General features: G+C 58.0%; 21 protein-coding genes. 11 read left to right on the forward strand and 10 right to left on the reverse strand.

Features of this window, described 5'->3' with window-relative positions:
* The first annotated feature begins 16 nt into the window (after positions 1-16).
* From thiL to ALO43_RS19350, 3 genes are all read left to right on the forward strand, one after another.
* Entirely contained in the window at positions 17-982 is a 966-nt protein-coding gene (gene thiL / locus ALO43_RS19340; protein ID WP_054997925.1) for a thiamine-phosphate kinase, read from the forward strand.
* A 134-nt stretch (positions 983-1116) separates the two neighbouring features.
* Complete coding sequence (gene ribA / locus ALO43_RS19345; RefSeq protein WP_005887214.1) at positions 1117-1734, forward strand: GTP cyclohydrolase II; 618 nt, start codon at positions 1117-1119, stop codon at positions 1732-1734.
* Entirely contained in the window at positions 1731-2144 is a 414-nt protein-coding gene (locus ALO43_RS19350; protein WP_005887216.1) for a hypothetical protein, read from the forward strand. The genes ribA and ALO43_RS19350 overlap by 4 nt, the downstream gene beginning before the upstream one ends.
* A 32-nt stretch (positions 2145-2176) precedes the next feature.
* Here the strand turns inward: ALO43_RS19350 and dxs are convergent, their stop codons facing one another.
* From dxs to yghU, 6 genes are all read right to left on the reverse strand, one after another.
* Entirely contained in the window at positions 2177-4072 is a 1896-nt protein-coding gene (gene dxs / locus ALO43_RS19355; protein WP_005887218.1) for a 1-deoxy-D-xylulose-5-phosphate synthase, read from the reverse strand.
* 155 nt (positions 4073-4227) lie between these two features.
* Positions 4228-5115 (reverse strand): polyprenyl synthetase family protein, encoded by an 888-nt coding sequence (locus ALO43_RS19360; protein WP_054989637.1) that lies wholly within the window; start codon positions 5113-5115, stop codon positions 4228-4230.
* Positions 5112-5357, reverse strand: a complete 246-nt coding sequence (locus tag ALO43_RS19365) for an exodeoxyribonuclease VII small subunit (RefSeq protein ID WP_024668991.1) — start codon at positions 5355-5357, stop codon at positions 5112-5114. The genes ALO43_RS19360 and ALO43_RS19365 overlap by 4 nt, the downstream gene beginning before the upstream one ends.
* Positions 5358-5459: 102 nt before the next feature.
* Positions 5460-6626, reverse strand: a complete 1167-nt coding sequence (metC, locus tag ALO43_RS19370) for a cystathionine beta-lyase (protein ID WP_053932327.1) — start codon at positions 6624-6626, stop codon at positions 5460-5462.
* A 65-nt stretch (positions 6627-6691) separates the two neighbouring features.
* On the reverse strand, positions 6692-7711 hold the full coding sequence (locus ALO43_RS19375; RefSeq protein ID WP_024668989.1) for a PDDEXK nuclease domain-containing protein: 1020 nt from the start codon (positions 7709-7711) through the stop codon (positions 6692-6694).
* A gap of 201 nt (positions 7712-7912) precedes the next feature.
* A complete protein-coding gene (gene yghU / locus ALO43_RS19380; protein WP_054997926.1) occupies positions 7913-8755 on the reverse strand; it encodes a glutathione-dependent disulfide-bond oxidoreductase in 843 nt (280 codons plus the stop codon).
* Positions 8756-8933: 178 nt separating this feature from the next.
* Here yghU and ALO43_RS19385 point away from each other — a divergent pair, with 178 nt between their 5' ends.
* From ALO43_RS19385 to ALO43_RS19420, 8 genes are all read left to right on the forward strand, one after another.
* The gene (locus tag ALO43_RS19385) at positions 8934-9710 is read left to right on the forward strand and encodes an ABC transporter permease (RefSeq protein ID WP_005887232.1); all 777 of its coding nucleotides are present in this window, start codon (positions 8934-8936) and stop codon (positions 9708-9710) included.
* A complete protein-coding gene (locus ALO43_RS19390; protein WP_054989639.1) occupies positions 9707-10411 on the forward strand; it encodes an ABC transporter ATP-binding protein in 705 nt (234 codons plus the stop codon). Before ALO43_RS19385 ends, ALO43_RS19390 begins: the two co-directional genes overlap by 4 nt.
* 67 nt (positions 10412-10478) lie before the next feature.
* Positions 10479-11240, forward strand: a complete 762-nt coding sequence (locus ALO43_RS19395; protein WP_054997927.1) for a glycosyltransferase family 2 protein — start codon at positions 10479-10481, stop codon at positions 11238-11240.
* A gap of 1 nt (position 11241) precedes the next feature.
* On the forward strand, positions 11242-11856 hold the full coding sequence (locus ALO43_RS19400) for a PI-PLC domain-containing protein (RefSeq protein WP_054997928.1): 615 nt from the start codon (positions 11242-11244) through the stop codon (positions 11854-11856).
* Positions 11857-11863: 7 nt separating this feature from the next.
* Entirely contained in the window at positions 11864-12502 is a 639-nt protein-coding gene (locus ALO43_RS19405; protein ID WP_005887241.1) for an HAD family hydrolase, read from the forward strand.
* Positions 12499-13230 carry a glycosyltransferase family 2 protein gene (locus tag ALO43_RS19410; RefSeq protein ID WP_024668985.1) on the forward strand — a complete coding sequence of 244 codons (732 nt, stop codon included), beginning with the start codon at positions 12499-12501 and terminating at the stop codon, positions 13228-13230. The genes ALO43_RS19405 and ALO43_RS19410 overlap by 4 nt, the downstream gene beginning before the upstream one ends.
* Positions 13227-13547, forward strand: a complete 321-nt coding sequence (locus ALO43_RS19415; protein ID WP_005887245.1) for a cupin domain-containing protein — start codon at positions 13227-13229, stop codon at positions 13545-13547. Before ALO43_RS19410 ends, ALO43_RS19415 begins: the two co-directional genes overlap by 4 nt.
* Positions 13548-13776: 229 nt before the next feature.
* Positions 13777-14820, forward strand: coding sequence for a WavE lipopolysaccharide synthesis family protein (locus ALO43_RS19420; RefSeq protein ID WP_054997929.1), 1044 nt, complete (start codon positions 13777-13779; stop codon positions 14818-14820).
* 339 nt (positions 14821-15159) lie between these two features.
* Here ALO43_RS19420 and ALO43_RS19425 read toward each other — a convergent pair whose 3' ends face one another.
* From ALO43_RS19425 to ALO43_RS19440, 4 genes are all read right to left on the reverse strand, one after another.
* Positions 15160-15891, reverse strand: coding sequence for a LexA family transcriptional regulator (locus ALO43_RS19425; RefSeq protein WP_005887249.1), 732 nt, complete (start codon positions 15889-15891; stop codon positions 15160-15162).
* A 358-nt stretch (positions 15892-16249) separates the two neighbouring features.
* Positions 16250-16777: an inorganic diphosphatase gene (ppa, locus tag ALO43_RS19430; RefSeq protein WP_003366402.1), complete on the reverse strand. Its 528-nt coding sequence runs from the start codon at positions 16775-16777 to the stop codon at positions 16250-16252.
* Positions 16778-16886: 109 nt separating this feature from the next.
* Positions 16887-17696: a M90 family metallopeptidase gene (locus ALO43_RS19435; protein WP_054997930.1), complete on the reverse strand. Its 810-nt coding sequence runs from the start codon at positions 17694-17696 to the stop codon at positions 16887-16889.
* 3 nt (positions 17697-17699) lie between these two features.
* The gene (locus ALO43_RS19440) at positions 17700-18347 is read right to left on the reverse strand and encodes a DedA family protein (protein WP_005887254.1); all 648 of its coding nucleotides are present in this window, start codon (positions 18345-18347) and stop codon (positions 17700-17702) included.
* Positions 18348-18358 lie beyond the last annotated feature (11 nt).

Here is an 18358-nt window from a genome sequence, read left to right on the forward strand (position 1 = left end):
TCCGCGCCTGACCTTCATGGGAGAGTTCGAGCTGATCCGCAACTACTTCGCTGCCGCGCCCTGTGCGCAGGCAAGTGAAGAGGTTGCCTTGGGGATTGGCGACGACTGCGCGCTGCTGGCGTTACCGCCCGGCGAGCAGTTGGCGATCTCGACCGATACCCTGGTGGCCGGGGTGCATTTTCCCGATACCTGTGACCCCTTTCTGCTCGGCCAGCGTGCGCTGGCGGTGTCTGCCAGCGATCTGGCCGCGATGGGCGCTCGTCCTGTTGCCTTCACTCTTGCCTTGACCTTGCCGCGCGTCGATGGCGAATGGCTGCAGGCGTTTGCTCTTGGCCTCAACCTGATGGCGCAAGGCTGTACGCTACGCCTGATCGGAGGAGACACCACTCGCGGTCCTTTGAGCCTGACGCTGACAGTGTTTGGCAGTGTGCCCGCCGGGCTCGCCCTGACGCGCGGCGGCGCTCGCGAGGGCGAGCTGTTGTGTGTTGGCGGCACGCTCGGTGACGGCGCAGGAGCACTGCCACTGGTGTTGAATCAGCGCAGCGCGCAGGCGTCGATTGCCGAGCCGTTGCTGGCTCGCTATTGGTCGCCACAGCCTCAATTGGCGCTGGGCCAGGCTTTGCGCGGCAGTGCGACGTCGGCGCTGGATATCTCCGATGGCTTGCTCGCTGACTGCGGGCATATCGCACGCGCTTCTGGTGTGCGTCTGGTGATCGAGCGTGACAGGCTGCCCTTGTCGCAGCCACTGCTGGCGCTGCTTGGTCTGTCGGGCGCGCAACAGGCTGCGCTGAGTGGCGGCGATGATTACATACTGGCATTTACTCTACCGTCCGAGCAGCTTGCCGCTTTACAGGCACAAGGCTTGCCGGTGCATGTGATCGGACGGGTGGAAGCCGGGCAGGGCGTGGTTCTGCTCGACGGCGCCGGCGCCGATATCACTCCCGATAACCTTGGCTACCAGCATTTTGGCGGCGCGCAGTGACGCGATGCCTCCAGTCTATGTATCGAACTTTATGATCTAAACCCCCGATAATTCAGCCTGAGCGTCCGCAGGAACCTGCTGTTACAATGCAAATCTTGCGAATTTCCAGTCTTCATACTGATCAGGAGCACACGGTGCCCGTCGTATTTGTCGCCGCTTCCAAACTGCCCACCCCTTTTGCAGAGTTCGCCATGCACGGCTTTATCGAGTCGGCAACCGGCCGCGAACATGTCGTCCTGAGCCTGGGCGACGTGGCGGATGGAGCCCCGGTTCTGGGCCGCGTTCACTCGGAATGCCTGACAGGTGATGCCCTGTTCAGCCAGCGTTGCGATTGCGGCTCTCAACTGGAGGCTGCACTGCGTGCCATTGCCAGCGAGGGGCGCGGGGTTTTGCTGTATCTGCGCCAGGAAGGGCGCGGTATTGGTTTGATGAACAAGATCCGTGCTTATGAATTGCAGGACGGCGGCGCCGATACGGTCGAAGCCAACGAACGTTTGGGCTTTGCCGCCGATCAGCGGGATTACGCCATTTGCCTGCCAATGCTCCAGCACCTTGGCGTGCAATCGTTGCGCCTGATGACCAATAACCCTCGCAAGGTCAAGGCGCTGACCGACATGGGCATCAACGTCGCCGAACGCGTGCCGCTGCACACCGGGCAAAACCCGCACAACCGCCTCTATCTGGCGACCAAGGCCGGCAAGCTCGGGCACATGATGGGCAATGAGCATCAAAGTGAGGTAGGCCCCGCGTGACACGCAGCGAGGTGCGTCAGAAGCTGGAGATGGCCTGGTGGCGACAACTGGGCCTGACCCTGGCGCCGTTACTGGTGATTTGTCTGTTTTTCGGCTCAAGCGAAGCGCTTGTTCCGGTGCTGGCGGTGCCGCTGTTCATCGCTGGAATAGGCTCGATGTTCGTCAGCCTGAAACCGTTCGGTTCATACAAACGCGCATTGGCTGCTACTCAAGCTGCGATCGACACCCCGGAAGAACCGGCAGCCTGGATCAGGCTTGCGGCGGTTCGACGTCTAGCCTTCCTGGCAGCCGGCCTGCCCGCCTGGATCGCGGCCATCGCGGTACTGTTCGGGCTGCACCCGCTACCGGTCTGCCTGCTGGCGTTTTCCAGCGTGGTGCTGCTTTATTTGTATCGGCTTCCTACAGCCTGATAAGCCAAGGAGCGGAGGGTGTCCGCTCTCCATCAGCCGATTAACGCCAATCGCTCGTTGATCGCCGCTTCTATCCCTTCAGCATTCAGCCCGCACTCGGCCAGCATCTGCGCTGGCTTGGCATGCTCGACATAAACGTCCGGCAGGCCCAAATGCAGCACTGATTTGAGGATGTTGACGCGGGCTAGGAATTCGCTGACCGCTGCACCGGCACCGCCCATCACTGCGTTTTCTTCCAGCGTGACCAGCAGTTCGTGACTGGCTGCAGTTTCGCGTACCAGTGCCTCGTCCAGCGGTTTGACGAAGCGCATGTCGATGACCGTGGCGTCGAGCTTCTCGGCAACGACCATTGCGTCGCTCAGTTGCACACCAAACACCAGTATCGCGACGCCCTGACCTTGTCGACGCACAACGCCTTTGCCGATTTCGACCGGCTTCAGGCTGGCCTCAATCTCCGCGTTGGGCCCCGTACCGCGCGGGTAGCGCACTGCCGCAGGTCCGGTATGCAGATAGCCGGTGCTGAGCAATTTGCGCAGTTCGTTCTCGTCGCTCGGGGTCATCACCACGATGCCGGGGATGCAGCGCAAGTAAGAAAGATCGAAGCTGCCCGCGTGCGTCGGACCGTCTTCGCCGACCAGTCCGGCACGGTCGATGGCGAACAGCACGTCGAGGTTCTGCACCGCGACGTCATGCACCAATTGGTCATAGCCACGCTGCAGGAATGTTGAGTAGATCGCCACCACCGGCTTGCTGCCTTCGCAGGCCATGCCCGCCGCCAGCGTCACGGCGTGCTGCTCGGCAATGGCGACATCAAAATAACGCTCGGGGAAACGCTCGCTGAACTCCACCAGGTCCGAACCTTCCTTCATTGCTGGCGTAATGCCTACCAGGCGCGAGTCGGCCTCGGCCATGTCGCATATCCACTGGCCGAACACACCCGAGTACTTCGGTGCACTGACTTTTTTCTGGATGCTGACCGGCGCATTCAACGGTTCGAGTTTGGTGATCGCGTGATAGCCGATCGGATCAACTTCCGCCGGTGCGAAGCCTTTGCCTTTCTTGGTCACAACGTGCAGAAATTGCGGGCCTTTGAGATCGCGCATATTACGCAGCGTGGCAATCAGGGTCGGCAGGTCATGGCCGTCGATAGGGCCGATGTAGTTCCAGCCCAGCTCTTCGAAAAGCGTGCCCGGAACCAGCATGCCCTTGGCGTACTCTTCGGTTCGGCGCGCTATTTCCCAGGCACCCGGCAGACGCGAAAGCACTTTCTTGCTGCCTTCGCGCATGCTCGTGTAGGTGCGGCTGGAGAGAATCTTGGCCAGATAATTCGACAGCCCGCCGACATTGCGCGAGATCGACATGTCGTTGTCGTTGAGGATCACCAGCATGTTCGCTGCCACTTCCGGCGCATGGTTCAACGCTTCGAAAGCCATGCCGGCGGTCAGTGCGCCATCGCCGATCACTGCAATGGATTTGCGCTCACTGCCTTGCAGACGCGAGGCAATGGCCATGCCCAACGCGGCACTGATGGAGGTGCTGGAGTGGCCGACACCAAATGTGTCGTACTCGCTTTCGCTGCGACGCGGGAAGGCTGCAACTCCGTCTTTCTGGCGCAGGGTGGACATGCGCGCGCGGCGGCCGGTCAGAATTTTGTGCGGATACGCTTGATGGCCCACGTCCCACACCAGACGGTCGTCCGGCGTGTCGAAGACGTAATGCAGCGCAATGGTCAGCTCGATGACCCCAAGACCGGCACCAAAATGCCCTCCGGTCTGGCCGACGGAGTACAGCAACTCCAGGCGCAGTTCATCGGCCAGGGTTTCCAGCTCGGCTTCGCCCAGTCGGCGCAAACCGTCCGGGGTGTCTGCTTGATCGAGCAACGGAGTAACCGGGCGCTCGCGGGGGATCTCTTTGAACGTCGTGGGCATCAGGCGAATCGTTATAAGTAAAAGAGGTGGCAGTTTACCTTATGCATCGCACGCTGCCCATGAAGTGAGTCGGCGGATAGTCCGTCGATTGATACGCTTGAAGATTCAGACCGGATGAACCGTGGTTGATTCATCGGTTTTCAGGTGGATTGTGATCAGTGTCGGCGTTCGACGATATAACGGGCCAGATCGCGCAACGGCTCTGCGGCCGGACCGAACGGGTTCAAGGCGTCGAGCGCCATGTCACGCAATTCCAAGGCATAGCTTTTGGCTGCGTCCAGGCCCAACAGCGCAGGGTAGGTGGGTTTGTCGCGGGCAATGTCGGCGCCTTGGCGTTTGCCGAGCGTCGCGGTATCGCTTTCGACGTCGAGAATGTCGTCCTGAACCTGAAAGGCCAACCCGACCGCCCGTGCATACACCTGCAGCGAGTCAAGCCGGGGCTGATCCGCCTGACCGCTGGCCAGAGCTCCGAGCCGTACACTGGCTTCGATCAATGCGCCGGTCTTGTGGCGATGCATGTATTCCAGCGCAGCCTGATCCAGCTTCAGCCCCACCGAACCCAGATCGATCGCCTGTCCGCCGACCATACCGGCCGGCCCGGCTGCTGCTGCCAGCGTGCTGACCATCTGCAGTCGAGTGTCGGCGTCACGTGAGGTCAGGTGCGGGGCGAGCAGGGCAGTAAAAGCGAGGCTTTGCAGACCATCGCCAGCAAGAATCGCACAGGCTTCATCGAATGCCTTGTGCGTGGTGGGCTGGCCGCGGCGCAGATCGTCATCGTCCATCGCTGGCAGGTCATCGTGTACCAGTGAATAAGCATGGATCAGCTCGACTGCGCAGGCCGCACCGTCAGCATCCCTGGCCTCGCCGCCCAGTGCTTCGCATGCCGCGTAGGCCAGCAATGGGCGCACTCGTTTGCCGCCATTCATCACGCTGTAGCGCATGGCATCGTAGAGGCGCGCCAGTTCCGGGCCTGGCGCTTGAAACAGGCTTTCCAGAGCAGCGTTCACACGGGTCTGGCTCAGTGCCTGGTAGCTCGCGATCATTCAGGCAGTTCCGCAGTGTCAAAGGGCTCTTCGGTCAATTCGCCATCGCGCTCCAGGAGTACCTGAACCTTCTGTTCAGCCTGCGTAAGGGCGCTCTGACACTCGCGGGTGAGGCGCACGCCCTGCTCAAAGGCGGTCAGAGAATCTTCCAGCGACAGTTCGCCATTCTCCAGGCGCTCTACCAGCGCTTGAAGATCAGCGAGGGACTGTTCGAAATCCAGTGCAGCTTTCTTGCGGGCCATGAGGGCATTTCCGGTAGAGACTAAACCGCGCGACACTAGCAGAGCGATGGCCTCGGGGCAAATGGCGGCGATGGGCGTCTGCCTTTGGTGCGAGCAAAAGGTCTACCCCGCTGCGAAACCGTTCTGCAGGTCGGCGATCAGATCTTCCGGGCTTTCCAGACCTACCTGCAGGCGCAGCATAGGACCGGCACCGCGATCAGGTCCGTGCTGTTCGACCTCGGTAATCAGGCTTTCAAAGCCGCCCCAAGAGTAGCCGATTCCAAACAGCTTCAATGCGTTGACAAAGCGGTCCGTAACCTGGCGATCGGCGGACTTGAACTCGAAGCTGAGCAAGCCGTTGCAACCGTGGAAATCACGTTTCCAGATGGCATGACCCGGATCATCCGCCAGCGCAGGGTACAGAACCCGGGCAACCTGAGGCTGAAGCTGCAGCCATTGGGCGATCTGCAGTGCATGGCGTTCATGCATGGCCATGCGCGCAGCCAGGCTGCGCGCTCCGCGGAGTACGAGATAGGCGTCGTCCGGGCTGACGGTGTTGCCCACAGCGGTGCTCATCGCCTTCAGGGTTTTCCAGTGCGCCTCGGTGGTGCTTACACTGCCCATCATGACGTCCGAATGCCCGGCCACGTATTTGGTGAGGGCCATCAGGGAAATATCTGCACCCAGCTCAAGCGGTTTGAACAACACGCCCGACCCCCACGAGTTATCCACAGCCAGCAGCAGGTTTTTCGATCTGCACAGCTGCGAAAGCGCGGGCAGGTCGCACATGTCGAAGGTCAGCGAACCCGGGACCTCGGCGTAGATCATGCGTGTATTGGCTTTGATCATGGACGCTACGTTGCTGCCGTCGGCGGCATAGAAGTCGAACTGAATGTCGAAAGCCGTCAGCATCGTGTTCGCCAGCCGCCGCACCGGACCGTAGACCGATTCGGTGATCAGCACGTGATCGCCAGGTCGCAGAAACGCTTGAAACATTTGCGCTACCGCTGCGAGCCCGGTGGGGTACAGGCAAGTGCCGTGAGCGCCTTCAAGCTCGGAAATCAGGTCCTGCAAGGCAAACGCGGTCGGGTTGCCATTGGCGCCGTAGGTCAGCGAACGTTCCGGGCCTGCAGTACGAACCTCGGCTTCCCGCAGGCTCTCCAGGCTGTCGAACAGCACCGTACTGAGGCGAACCACTGGTGGATTGACCGCACGCCCCGGACCGCTGCTGGCGCTTCGGCCACGTTGCGACAGAGCGGTGTGGGCGCGAGGGTCTTTGCTGTGCGGCATCTAAGGCTCCGTGAGGTGAAGTTGTCGTCCGCACAAGCGTAATGCATCCATGCAGTTGTCAGGTATTACTGATCGTCCTTCGCGACGTCCAGGGCGTAGAACTCGTGAAGTTTGGCCTGCAACAACTGTCGGTCCGGTAATCGAGTCTGGTATTCGGCAATCAACGCAGGTGACAACGAGCGATTCAGAGCGTACTCGACCACCTCATCGTTTTTGCTGGCACACAGCAAGACGCCAATGGCGGGGCTTTCATGGGGTTTGCGCTCGGTCTGGTCCAGTGCTTCCAGATAGAAGTTCAGCTTGCCCAGGTATTCCGGTTCAAAGCATCCCACTTTGAGTTCGATGGCAACCAGGCAGTTGAGGCCCCGATGAAAGAACAGCAGGTCGAGTGCGAAATCCCGTCCGCCCACCTGCACTGGGTACTCGGAGCCGACAAAGCAGAAGTCGCGGCCCAGCTCGATCAGAAACCCCTTCAGGCGTTGCAGCAAACCGCGATGCAGGTCCGCTTCGGCGTGTCCTGCAGGTAGCTCCAGAAACTCCACCAGGTAGGCATCACGGAATACATCCATAGCCGCCGGTCGGGTCTCCTTGAGCATGGCCGAGGCTTTGGCTGGCTGGGTGACACTGCGCTCGAACAAGGCGGTTTTGAACTGGCGCTCCAAGTCGCGGCTGGACCATTTTTCCCTGATTGCCATTTGCAGATAGAACTCACGCTCTTCGGGGCGTCTGCTTTGAGTGAATATGATCAGATGGTGGGTCCACGGCAATTGTGTCAGCACTGCTGACACTTTCTCATTGTCACGGTAAACCTCGAAGAATTGGCGCATACGGAACAGATTTCGGCGGGTAAACCCGCGCAATCCCGGCTGGGTGGTAGCCAGATGTGCGGCGAGCTGGCTGACTACAGCATCACCCCATTCGGCGTTTTCAATCTTGCGGCTGATGTAGGCGCCGACTTGCCAGTAAAGCTCGATCAGGCGCGTATTGACAGCTTGTGCTGCCTGCTGCCGGGCGCCTTGAATCATGGCGAGCACTTCATCAAAACGATCGGTTGACGGTGCCTGCGGAACGTCGGAAGTACTCATGCTGCAAGTACTCCACAACGTATCGAATTGGCAACCAGTTGCGAGAGAAGAGTCGAGCGGGTGGTTCCATGATCCATGTGAGCGCGTCCTTGGGGGGCAGTAAGGCCGGCTACTTTACGTGCAGATCACTCCCCTCGGGCCCAGCATTTTCGCTGGTTTTGTCACATCAGGTTTCTCTTCGTGCCGGCCTTGACTTGCGCTTTATTTTTCCAGGTCGGATGCGTCATGCCGTTCTGGAACCTGATCCGATTCCTCTCCCCATGTGCGATTGACCTTTTGCCCTTTCACCACTGCCGGGCGTGCTGCGATCTCTTCTGTCCAGCGGATCAGGTTCGGGTATTCGTGTACCGACAGGAACTCGGCAGCCGAATAGACTTTGTTCCGCACCAGCGCGCCATACCAGGGCCATACGGCGATGTCGGCAATGGTGTAGGTGTCGCCAGCCAGATAGCGATGCTCCGCAAGGCGACGGTCCAGTACATCGAGTTGCCGCTTGGCCTCCATCGCAAAACGGTTGATGGGGTACTCGAGCTTCTCGGGGGCATACGCGTAAAAATGCCCGAACCCGCCGCCCAGGTAGGGTGCCGCGCCCATTTGCCAGAACAGCCAGTTCAGCGTTTCAGTGCGCCCTGCATGGTCTGCAGGCAGGAAGCTGGAAAACTTCTCTGCCAGATACAGCAGGATCGAGCCGGACTCGAATACCCGTACAGGCGTTTCATGGCTTCGGTCCACTAATGCCGGGATCTTGGAGTTAGGGTTGATCCCTACAAACCCACTGGAAAACTGATCTCCCTCGGAGATGCGGATCAGCCAGGCATCGTACTCCGCGCCGCTGTGCCCCAACGCCAGCAATTCCTCCAGCATGATCGTGACCTTCACGCCATTGGGCGTTGCCAGCGAGTACAGCTGCAGCGGGTGCTTGCCGAAGGGCAGTTCCTTGTCGTGGGTGGGACCTGCGACGGGCCGATTGATGCTGGCAAACGCGCCCCCCGACGAAGTATCTGGTCGCCAGACCTTGGGCGGCGTGTAAGAAGTACTGGTCATGGAAAGCCTCGCTTGTTCGATGATGATCGCTGGCGGATGCCTTTTATTGATTCGGGAGTTTGTGGAATGTTCCTACGATAATCAAGGCGGCGTCCTATAGCTGGCGTTCATCGAAAGAGAGGAACATGTGCCTGCAGCACAAAGTTGCAAGGTTCTCTCTCAACAGCTAGGCACTCGTATGTCGTCACTTCGTAGCGCAGGCATCATCAAATGGCGTGATCTCGTCATCAATCTTGTCTCCAAAGAAATCAAGATCCGCTACATGGGCGCGACGTTAGGGTTTGTATGGTCGTTGGGTAACCCGCTGGTCGTCACCCTCACGTACTACACCGTATTCACTTATATCCTGCCAAGCAGCCAGGATCGTTTTGCGCTTCATCTGGTGACAGGCGTCGTTCACTGGATGCTGCTGGCGCAAATCGTTTCGCAAGGCGGCGAATGGCTTATCAATAATGGCAATCTCATTCGGAAGTTACGCTTTCCGCGCCTGTTGCTGCCTGTCTCCGGGGCGATCACGATCCTGGTGTTCTGGAGTGGGTGCCTGATCATCTATGCGTCATTGTTTATTGCCCTTGGCGGTGTGCCTACACAGGCGTTGCTGTTCTATCCGGTCGTGCTGCTTTCGTTCATTTCTCTGGTCATGGGCATCGGTCTGGCGTTGAGCATTATTCAAATAACTGTCAGGGACGCCAGGCACTTCATCGACGTGTTTTTACCCCTCCTGTTCTGGTTGACGCCAATTGTGTGGGTCACCTCTTCATTGCCTGAAGGTATTGCACGTATTGCGGCCTATAACCCGTTCGCCCTGTACTTCAACAGCTTCAGCAGCATTCTGCATGCCGGAGTTGTCCCGGACACCCGCGATCTGGTGCTTTGTGTGCTGCTGGGTGCTGCATCACTTGGAGCAGGGCTATGCCTGTTCCGAAAAGTGGATCGTATGGTGGAGTACCTATGAGCAACGTCGTCATCAAGGCGGAACATCTCTCCAAGCAGTTTGTTCTTCGCCACAACAGGGGCGGTCTGAAGAAGAAGTTTCTGGGGCTGTTTGATGCCCGGCACCGCGAGCGTGTCGAAGACTTCACCGCCGTCGATGACGTGTCGTTTACTTTGTGCAAAGGGGAGTCGCTGGCGCTTGTAGGGCATAACGGGTCTGGTAAAAGCACGCTTTTGCAACTGGTGTCACGCATCCTGTTGCCTACCAGCGGACGCCTGACCACTGTGGGCCGTGTAGCGCCGTTGATAGAGATTGGAGTGGGCTTTCACCCTGAGCTGACTGGCGAGGAAAATATTTACCTGAATGCCAGCCTGTTCGGATTGAGCAATAAGGAAATACGTAGTCGCTTCAATGAAATCGTTGATTTTTCCGGCCTGGGAGATTTCATCGATACACCGGTAAAAAACTACTCGTCGGGCATGTACATGCGACTGGGGTTCTCGGTAGCGGTCCACGTCGAGCCACAGACGTTGCTGGCTGACGAGGTGCTTGCAGTCGGCGACGAAACGTTCAAGCGCAAGTGCCACGAGCGAATCCGGAGCATGCAGGAGGAAGGCATGGCCTTGATTCTTGTTACTCACGCGGTAGACGAGGGCAGAGAATTTTGCCAGCGATATATGACCCTCGAGCGTGGCCGGATGATTGGGCAGGGCTGTTATTAATGCCGTTGCCCATGCAGTTGAAAGTTGCCTCCCTGCGTATCTGAACGACTATTCATAAGGTATTTCCATGTTGCAAATAATCGTTCCGATGGCCGGGGCCGGGAGCCGCTTTGCCGTCGCCGGGTACCCGGAACCAAAGCCGCTGATCCCTGTGCATGGCGTACCGATGATCAAGGTCGTGATCGACAACCTGATGCCGGACTGTCCACACAAATTCATCTTCATCTGCCAGTCGGAACATGTTGCGAGGTATGGGCTGAAAGAGAAGTTGAGTGCCTGGGCACCCGGTTGCGATATCGTCGAATTGGATGGCGTAACCGGGGGCGCAGCATGTTCCGTCTATGCTGCAAGGCACCTGATCAACCCTGACCAGCGCGTCATGATTGCCAATAGCGATCAGTACGTCGACGTGGACATCAATGCCTATCTGCAGGCAATGGACGAGACTGATGCAGCGGGCCTGATCATGACCATGAAAGCCAATGACCCGAAGTGGTCATTTGTCGGCATCGACGCAGAAGGTCTGGTCAATCGTGTGGTCGAGAAGCAAGTCATTTCCGATGAGGCCACTGTCGGCATCTACAACTTTCACAACGGAGCCCAGCTGATATCCGCCATCGAGGCGATGGTCATGAAAGACCTTCGCGTAAATGGTGAGTTTTACATCGCACCGGCCTACAACGAGATCATCGCTCAAGGCGCCAGGGTCATCCATTACAGCATCGGCTCAGAAGGACACGGCATGCATGGCATGGGCATTCCTGCAGATCTGAACCTGTTTCTGTCGTTACCGCTCAGCCAGCTTGCAGCTTCAGGCAGTGGAGGCTGACATGCAGATCATCAGTCATCGCGGCTACTGGCTGCACAAGCCCGAGCGTAATTTGTCGCAGGCATTTCACCGCTCCTTCGATCTTGGCTTCGGCACTGAAACCGATGTTCGTGACGTCGCCGGTCAACTGGTCATTTCCCATGACATGCCGGTGGGCGGCGAGCTGACGCTTGATGGCTTGCTTGACATCATGGCCGGTCGCGACCTGCCGCTGGCTATCAATATCAAGGCCGACGGCATGGCGCAGGCCATCAAGAATACCTTTGCACGTCATGGGCATACCCGATGGTTTGCCTTCGACATGGCCATTCCCGACATGCGTACTTATCTGCAGGAAGGGATGGTTACCTACACGCGTCTCAGCGAAGTCGAGCCTTCGCCGGTCTGGATCGACAAGGTCTCTGGTGTCTGGCTGGACGGGTTTGAAAGCGAATGGTTCTCCAATCAGGTCATTGCCGATCTTCTGGCCTTGGGTAAGCACGTGTGTGTGGTATCGCCGGAACTGCACGGACGCGACTGTGACCCGTTATGGAAGCGATTGCTCGACTTCAGGTCGCAGACGCGTCTTACGCTCTGTACCGACACTCCCACAGATGCGGCCAGTTTTTTCAAGTGAGGCAGTCATGATCAAGGCGGTGATATTCGATATGGACGGTGTCCTGATCGAGGCCAAGGAATGGCATTACGATGCACTGAACAAAGCACTCGGCCTGTTCGGCTACAACATCAGCCGCCACGAACACCTGACGGCTTATGACGGTCTGCCCACCTCCAGAAAACTCGATATGTTGAGCGTCGAGCGTGACCTGCCAGTGGCCCTGCACGGGTTTATCAACGAGATGAAACAGCAATACACCCTTGAAATCGTCTATGCCCGGTGCAAGCCTACCTTCGTTCATCAGTATGCGCTGTCATCCCTGAAAACACGGGGCTACAAGCTGGCCGTGGCGTCAAATTCCATTCGCAACACCGTCGATGTGATGATGGACAGGGCGGACCTCAGCCGCTACCTGGACCTGCAACTTTCCAATGAGGATGTGAAGCACGCCAAGCCAGCGCCGGACATCTACGTCAAAGCCATTCGGCAGCTGGGTTTGCAGCCAGAGGAATGTCTGATCATCGAAGACAACGAGAACGGCATCAAGGCTGCCCGGGCTTCCGGCGCGCATGTTCTGGTCGTGGCGGAAACCTGTGACGTGAACCTCGGCAACATCCTTGGCACGCTGGAAACAATAAATGTCGGCGAGGTAGCCAGCCTGTGAGTACGCTCAACATCATTCTTCTCTCGGGCAAAACGGGGTATGCCCGACGCGATGACGGTGAGTACCCAGAATACCTTCGTGAGTGCAATGGCAAACCCTTGATCCACTCGCTGATCGACAACTGCGCAGCGCTGGCACCCGCGAGACTGATCTGCACGTTTTCAAACGACGATGTCGTCAGGCTGCACCTGCGTAACATGATTCAGCAAATGCACACGTCTGCCAGTGTCCTGCCGGTTCACAACCTCACCCAAGGTGCGGCCTGTACCGCTCTTCTGGCGAGTGAGCAAATCGACAACGATGACGAACTGCTGATTCTGAGCGTGAGTGATTTTCTGGATACAGACCTGCAAGCGGTCGTGCGCTGGTTTCGTGAACGAGGTGATGATGCCGGCATTGTCATCTTCAACTCCCTGCACCCTCGTTATTCGTTCGCGCGCCTGGATGGTGACAACCGGGTTATCGAAGCTGCCGAGAAAAACCCGATCAGCCCTAATGCCATCGCCGGCATGTACTGGTTCAGGTCCGGCTCGCTGTTTGTCGCGGCGGCCAAGGAAATGATCCGCAAGGACGCTCGGGTCAACGGCAACTTCTACATTGCCCCGGTACTTAACGAACTGGTGCTTTTGCAGAAGATAATCGGTGCTTTTCGTGTTGAGCCCAACCAGTATCGCCCCCTGAAAACCCAGCGCCAGCTGCATGCGTTCGAAGCAGGGGACGCACGATGAAAACAGCGAAGCTGGAAGAGATGATCAAAGGCTGGTTCGTGGGGGGGTTCCAGCCCGCAGCGTTCAGCACCAACGCCTGTGAAGTCGGGGTCAAAAGCTACCAGGCTGGCGATAACGAAGCAGCCCATTATCACAAGGTCGCAACGGAGATTACTCTGGTGCTCTCCGGGACAGTTCGCATGCGTGATCAGGTCTGGCAGGCGGGTGACATCATTGTTCTTGAACCAGGCGACGTCACTGCGTTTGAAGCGCTTTCCGATACGACAACAGTGGTTGTGAAGGTGCCAGGTGCGCTTGATGACAAGTACGTTGTCTGACCCATGAAAACCACCTTGCTTCAGTATCACTGCCGTCCTGGCTGCACCCCGGCAACCTTCCTGCGCAGCTGCTGCTAACCCTTTAGTGGTCGAGCATCATCTCGTTCCGCAAGCATCCGGCCCGCAAGCCGGAGCTACTCAAGAGCCCTCAACGCGTCTTTCAGTGTGCCTTCTGATCAATATTCATCGCCGGTTCACAGTTGTCGTTTTCCGATTGCAAGGTTGAAATATGCACCATCTTGTACCTGTCGACTCCAGGCAGATCAGCGTCGTGATTCAGGGGCCTCTCTGTCTCAATGTGGGACCTGATCGAAATATTTTCGCGTGCATCCGTTCCATCAGAACACACCTGCCTCACGCCGAAATCATCGTGTCTACTTGGCACAATGAAGATGTTTCAGCCGTTGAAGCTGAGCGGATAATAGTCTCGGATGATCCGGGAGCTTTCATTGATGATGCCGGTAATCAGATCAACACCAACCGCATGCTGCAGTCGACGCTGTACGGCATTCAGGCGGCCACAAGACGTTATGTCATGAAAATGCGCGCAGATCACAACCTGACCAGCGCAGCACTTGCCGTTATAGGCAGCGCGGAGGATACCGGGTCTGACAATCCGCCTCTTTTCGACACGCCCATCACCACAACGACGCTTTATATCCGCAACCCCGAACGCTTTCCAATGCTGTTCCATATTTCGGACCTGGTTCAGTTCGGCGCCCGCGACGCCATGCTCTTCATGTGGGAGCACCCGCTGTACGAAAGAACAGATCTTTTCAACAAAAAACCGTCCCGTAACCCGTTCGGAAACTTCATCGGGTATACGTCCGCGCGTATGGTGAGCGAACAGGCACTCATGCTGAGCGTCATGCGCAAGGGAGGTATCGATGCGCGACTCGCAAAGCCCTGTCAGGTAGGCCTCGGCAATCTGAAACTGTGGGATAACATCCTGAGGTGTAATTTCAGTGTGTTGAACCATTACGAAGCGGGGGTCGATTTCCCGGAGCGCTTTACCGCAAACGAATACATGCTGAACACACTCTATACATCAGATGACATAGACCAACTTAAGCGTCTGGGGCCGGGTGCTTACAGACTGAGGTTAGCGCGCATCTGGCTCAATCAATACGCACTGAGCTGCTTGCGCCCCGGCTGGTGGATCTCGTTCGTCACCATCGTACTCTTCAGCACCTCGCCACCGCTTGCCCGAGCCGTGCGGTCGTGTTGGCGGAAATACCGGAAACTGGTGCATGCAGCGTCGTATCGGGTTTAGACGGCGCTACGCCACGTAAATGCGTGTGCCGGCGGCGCATCTGCCGTGGTGGAATCAGTACGCTTGCATCGCGTCCAGTTTGATTTATTTGTGACAGGCATTAAAAAGCCGGCTTGTGGCCGGCTTCTCGTAGGTGATTCCGATCTATTTTTGATAAACCGCAATCGCCTTCAACAGGTGCGCTCCTGAAGAAGCGCGAATAGACAACAGGGCAAACGGATCACATGCCTCGTTCAAGCACCACACCGCTGAACAGCGCCGGGTACTCTGGATGGCGCACAGGATACTAAAACTCACCCCTCATGCCCAGCCTCAATACCTCGCCGCTCCAAAGTCCTCTCACAACAGCAGCATCGCATTGCGGCGGCTATTCAGGGTCGACCACCAGAATATCCAGCCCAGGATGCGGATTTTTTCCCGGTCTATGTCCTCGGCGCTGAACACTTCGTCAGGGTATTCGGCGTCGTTGTGGCTGCGCAGGCGCAGGCCGCCGTTGGGCAAGCGGTAGAGGTAGCGGACGCGCAGGATGCCGCCGTGCTCGAGGGCGTAGATTTCGCCGTCGATGACCTGGGTCAGTTCGCGGTCGACGCCGAGGATCGAGCCGTCCTGGATCTTGTCGGCCATGCTGTTGCCGACCATGGCGACGCACATGCAGCTTTTCGGGTCGATGCCCATGGTCTGCAGAACTTGCAGGGGCAGGCGTATCTTCTGGCCGGGGGCTTCGGACAGGACGGTTTTGCCGACGCCGTGGGTGGATTCGACCTCCATGTAAATCTGGATTTCCACGTCACCGCGCAGGACGTTTCTCGTTTGCTGGATAACCATTCGGGTATCGCCAGCGGTGTGTTCATGGGCGGGTTCATTGGGGTGTTTCGGGCCATCACCGGTACGCAGCCAGCGTGCGTTGACGGTTAATAATTCAGCCACCTCGTCAATGCGCGCCATGGGTACGCCGCGTTTGAACCAGTTATTGACGTGCTGCGGCGTGATTTTGCGGTTGGCGGCAAAATCAGTCGCTGTGAGGTGGCACTCCCGAAGGAGGATGCGGAGTCGATCGCCTGATGTATTCATGGGGCGAAGTTTACGGGCGTCGCTTGGGCGTTTAAATGAACGAGGTGTTGAGGTCGACGTTATCCCAAGGGGCTGGCGGCTATCTGGACTACGGATGGAATCAATGTTGTGTAGGCAGATTCCGTAATAGCGTTTTTTCGACTAAACGGCGTATCTGGCGTTTACCCCGGCTATACGGGCATTAACGGACTGTTTATGGAATGGCTAAAAGGACAACGCATTTTTAAACGTGCTATTTGCAAAAAAGCTTGAGGGGGAAGTTCTCAGGGGAGGTTGGTGGATACGGCGGGGATCAGGCGGGAAGGTGAAGCGTGTTTCCGGACACTGTGTGCAGTGCCCGGAAACGCTTGATCGATGATCAGCCTTTGAAAGCTGCAACCGATTTGGTGATCTCAGCGCGGGCAGCGTCAGCGTTGCCCCAACCTTCGATTTTCACCCATTTGCCTTTTTCGAGATCCTTGTAGTTCTCGAAGAAGTGTTTGATCTGCTCAAGCAACAGCGGTGGCAGGTCGGTGTACTCTTTCACGTCGACGTACAGCTGAGACAGCTTGTCGTGTGGTACTGCGATGACTTTGGCATCGCCGCCGCCGTCGTCAGTCATGTGCAGGATACCGACCGGGCGTGCGCGGATGACCGAACCAGGGGTAACCGGGTAAGGGGTTACTACCAGGACGTCCAGCGGGTCGCCGTCGTCAGCCAGGGTGTTGGGAATGAAACCGTAGTTGGCCGGGTAGAACATCGGGGTTGCCATGAACCGGTCAACGAACAGGCAATCGGAGTCTTTGTCGATTTCGTATTTGATTGGCGCGTGGTTGGCCGGGATTTCGATCGCGACGTAGATGTCGTTCGGCAGGTCTTTGCCTGCCGGAATCTTGCTGTAGCTCATTGGGCATTGTCCCCTGGTTGACCAGACAGATTGTGGCGCGAACCGCCATAAAGTGGTCCGGATTATAGGCATATTCTGTTTTGGTTGCCACGCATGGCCTTGGCAGCGGTCAGTTGTCCTGACAAACCGAGGCGTGTTGGCGAGCTGTGTTCAGGCGTGCCAGAGGGTCCTGGCGGTAGAACGCCTTGAGTTGTGCGTAGACCGCCGGGTACTGCTCGTGCAACAGGTCGGGAGCGCTGAAGAAGTACTCGCTGGTCACCGCAAAGAACTCGGCGGGGTCTTGAGCAGCATAAGGGTCAATGGCGGTTTCTGTATCCGGGTCCTGATCCAGTTGCTGGTTGAGATCATCGAACGCGCTCTGCATGACACTGGCCCATTCGGTCACCTGCATGTCACTGTGCAGCGGCGGCAGGCCGTTGGCGTCGCCGTTGAGCATGTCTAGTTTGTGCGCCAGCTCGTGAATGACCAGGTTGTAGCCGTCCCAGTCGCCGCTGCTCAGCACGCCTGGCCAGGCCAGAATGACCGGCCCTTGCAGCCACGCCTCGCCACTGTGTTCGCCGTCCCACTCGTGCTCTACGCCGCTGGCGTCGCGATGGCGTTGCGGGCTGACGAAATCGTCGGGGTACAGCACGATCTCGTGAAAGCCCTGATACCAGTTGAGGTCACCAAGGCTCAGCAATGGCAGTTGCGCCTGAGCTGCCAGGAACAGCCTTTGCTCGTCATCGAGCTCTACGCCCGGCAGCGCGCTGAGGTATTTGTCATTCAGAAACAGCACGCAGGCATCGCGAAGGTGTGCGTCTTGCTCAGCGCTTAAACCGTCGAGAATGGGCAAACGCTCGCGCACTTTTTGCCACAGCTCGGCAGCAACCGGGTGCCTGGCAATGGTGCGTCGCCTGCGCCAGTTGCTGAGTGACCACATGGGTCAGCGAGCGTCGACCGGGGGCGCGCTGCGGCTGCGCACCACACCGATGATCATCGGCACCAGCGAAAGCACAATGATCGCCAGCACCAACAGGGTCAGGTTGTGTTTGATGAACGGCACGTTGCCGAAGAAGAAACCCAGCGTGACCAGGCTGCCGACCCACAGTACCGAGCCCAGCACGCTGAAGCCCACAAAACGCGGATAGGACATTCTGCCGACACCCGCCACGAAGGGCGCGAACGTGCGGATGATCGGCAGAAAGCGCGCCAGCGTCACGGTCTTGCCGCCGTGGCGTGCGTAGAAGTCCTGGGTGCGCAGCAGGTAGTCGCGGCGAAAAATGCGCGATCTGGAGTTGCTGAACAGTTTTTCGCCAACGGTGCGGCCGATGACGTAGTTGGTGCTATCGCCCAGAATAGCCGCGAGCATCAGCAGCCCGGCCAGCAATACCGGGTCCATGCCGCCGCCAGCAGCTACGGCACCGGCAATGAACAGCAATGAATCGCCCGGCAGGAAGGGCATGACCACCAGCCCTGTCTCGCAGAAAATCACCAGAAACAGAATCGCGTAGACCCAGGGGCCATAGTTGGTCACCAGCAGATCAAGGTAGACGTCGAGATGCAGAATAAGGTCGAGCGGGTTGAATTCCATTGAAGCACCTG

Source organism: Pseudomonas tremae (assembly GCF_001401155.1).
Classification (GTDB): domain Bacteria; phylum Pseudomonadota; class Gammaproteobacteria; order Pseudomonadales; family Pseudomonadaceae; genus Aquipseudomonas; species Aquipseudomonas tremae.

Bases quoted from the DNA above. Each gene is read 5' to 3' on its own strand.
- ppa (WP_003366402.1), bottom strand. From the start codon at position 16,777: ATGAGCTACAGCAAGATTCCGGCAGGCAAAGACCTGCCGAACGACATC.
- ALO43_RS19390 (WP_054989639.1), top strand. From the start codon at position 9,707: ATGAGCAACGTCGTCATCAAGGCGGAACATCTCTCCAAGCAGTTTGTT.
- ALO43_RS19440 (WP_005887254.1), bottom strand. From the start codon at position 18,347: ATGGAATTCAACCCGCTCGACCTTATTCTGCATCTCGACGTCTACCTT.
- metC (WP_053932327.1), bottom strand. From the start codon at position 6,626: ATGCCGCACAGCAAAGACCCTCGCGCCCACACCGCTCTGTCGCAACGT.
- dxs (WP_005887218.1), bottom strand. From the start codon at position 4,072: ATGCCCACGACGTTCAAAGAGATCCCCCGCGAGCGCCCGGTTACTCCG.
- ALO43_RS19395 (WP_054997927.1), top strand. From the start codon at position 10,479: ATGTTGCAAATAATCGTTCCGATGGCCGGGGCCGGGAGCCGCTTTGCC.
- ALO43_RS19360 (WP_054989637.1), bottom strand. From the start codon at position 5,115: ATGATCGCGAGCTACCAGGCACTGAGCCAGACCCGTGTGAACGCTGCT.
- ALO43_RS19435 (WP_054997930.1), bottom strand. From the start codon at position 17,696: ATGTGGTCACTCAGCAACTGGCGCAGGCGACGCACCATTGCCAGGCAC.
- ALO43_RS19375 (WP_024668989.1), bottom strand. From the start codon at position 7,711: ATGAGTACTTCCGACGTTCCGCAGGCACCGTCAACCGATCGTTTTGAT.
- ALO43_RS19405 (WP_005887241.1), top strand. From the start codon at position 11,864: ATGATCAAGGCGGTGATATTCGATATGGACGGTGTCCTGATCGAGGCC.
- thiL (WP_054997925.1), top strand. From the start codon at position 17: ATGGGAGAGTTCGAGCTGATCCGCAACTACTTCGCTGCCGCGCCCTGT.
- ALO43_RS19385 (WP_005887232.1), top strand. From the start codon at position 8,934: ATGTCGTCACTTCGTAGCGCAGGCATCATCAAATGGCGTGATCTCGTC.
- yghU (WP_054997926.1), bottom strand. From the start codon at position 8,755: ATGACCAGTACTTCTTACACGCCGCCCAAGGTCTGGCGACCAGATACT.
- ALO43_RS19400 (WP_054997928.1), top strand. From the start codon at position 11,242: ATGCAGATCATCAGTCATCGCGGCTACTGGCTGCACAAGCCCGAGCGT.
- ALO43_RS19420 (WP_054997929.1), top strand. From the start codon at position 13,777: ATGCACCATCTTGTACCTGTCGACTCCAGGCAGATCAGCGTCGTGATT.
- ALO43_RS19415 (WP_005887245.1), top strand. From the start codon at position 13,227: ATGAAAACAGCGAAGCTGGAAGAGATGATCAAAGGCTGGTTCGTGGGG.
- ALO43_RS19365 (WP_024668991.1), bottom strand. From the start codon at position 5,357: ATGGCCCGCAAGAAAGCTGCACTGGATTTCGAACAGTCCCTCGCTGAT.
- ALO43_RS19425 (WP_005887249.1), bottom strand. From the start codon at position 15,891: ATGAATACATCAGGCGATCGACTCCGCATCCTCCTTCGGGAGTGCCAC.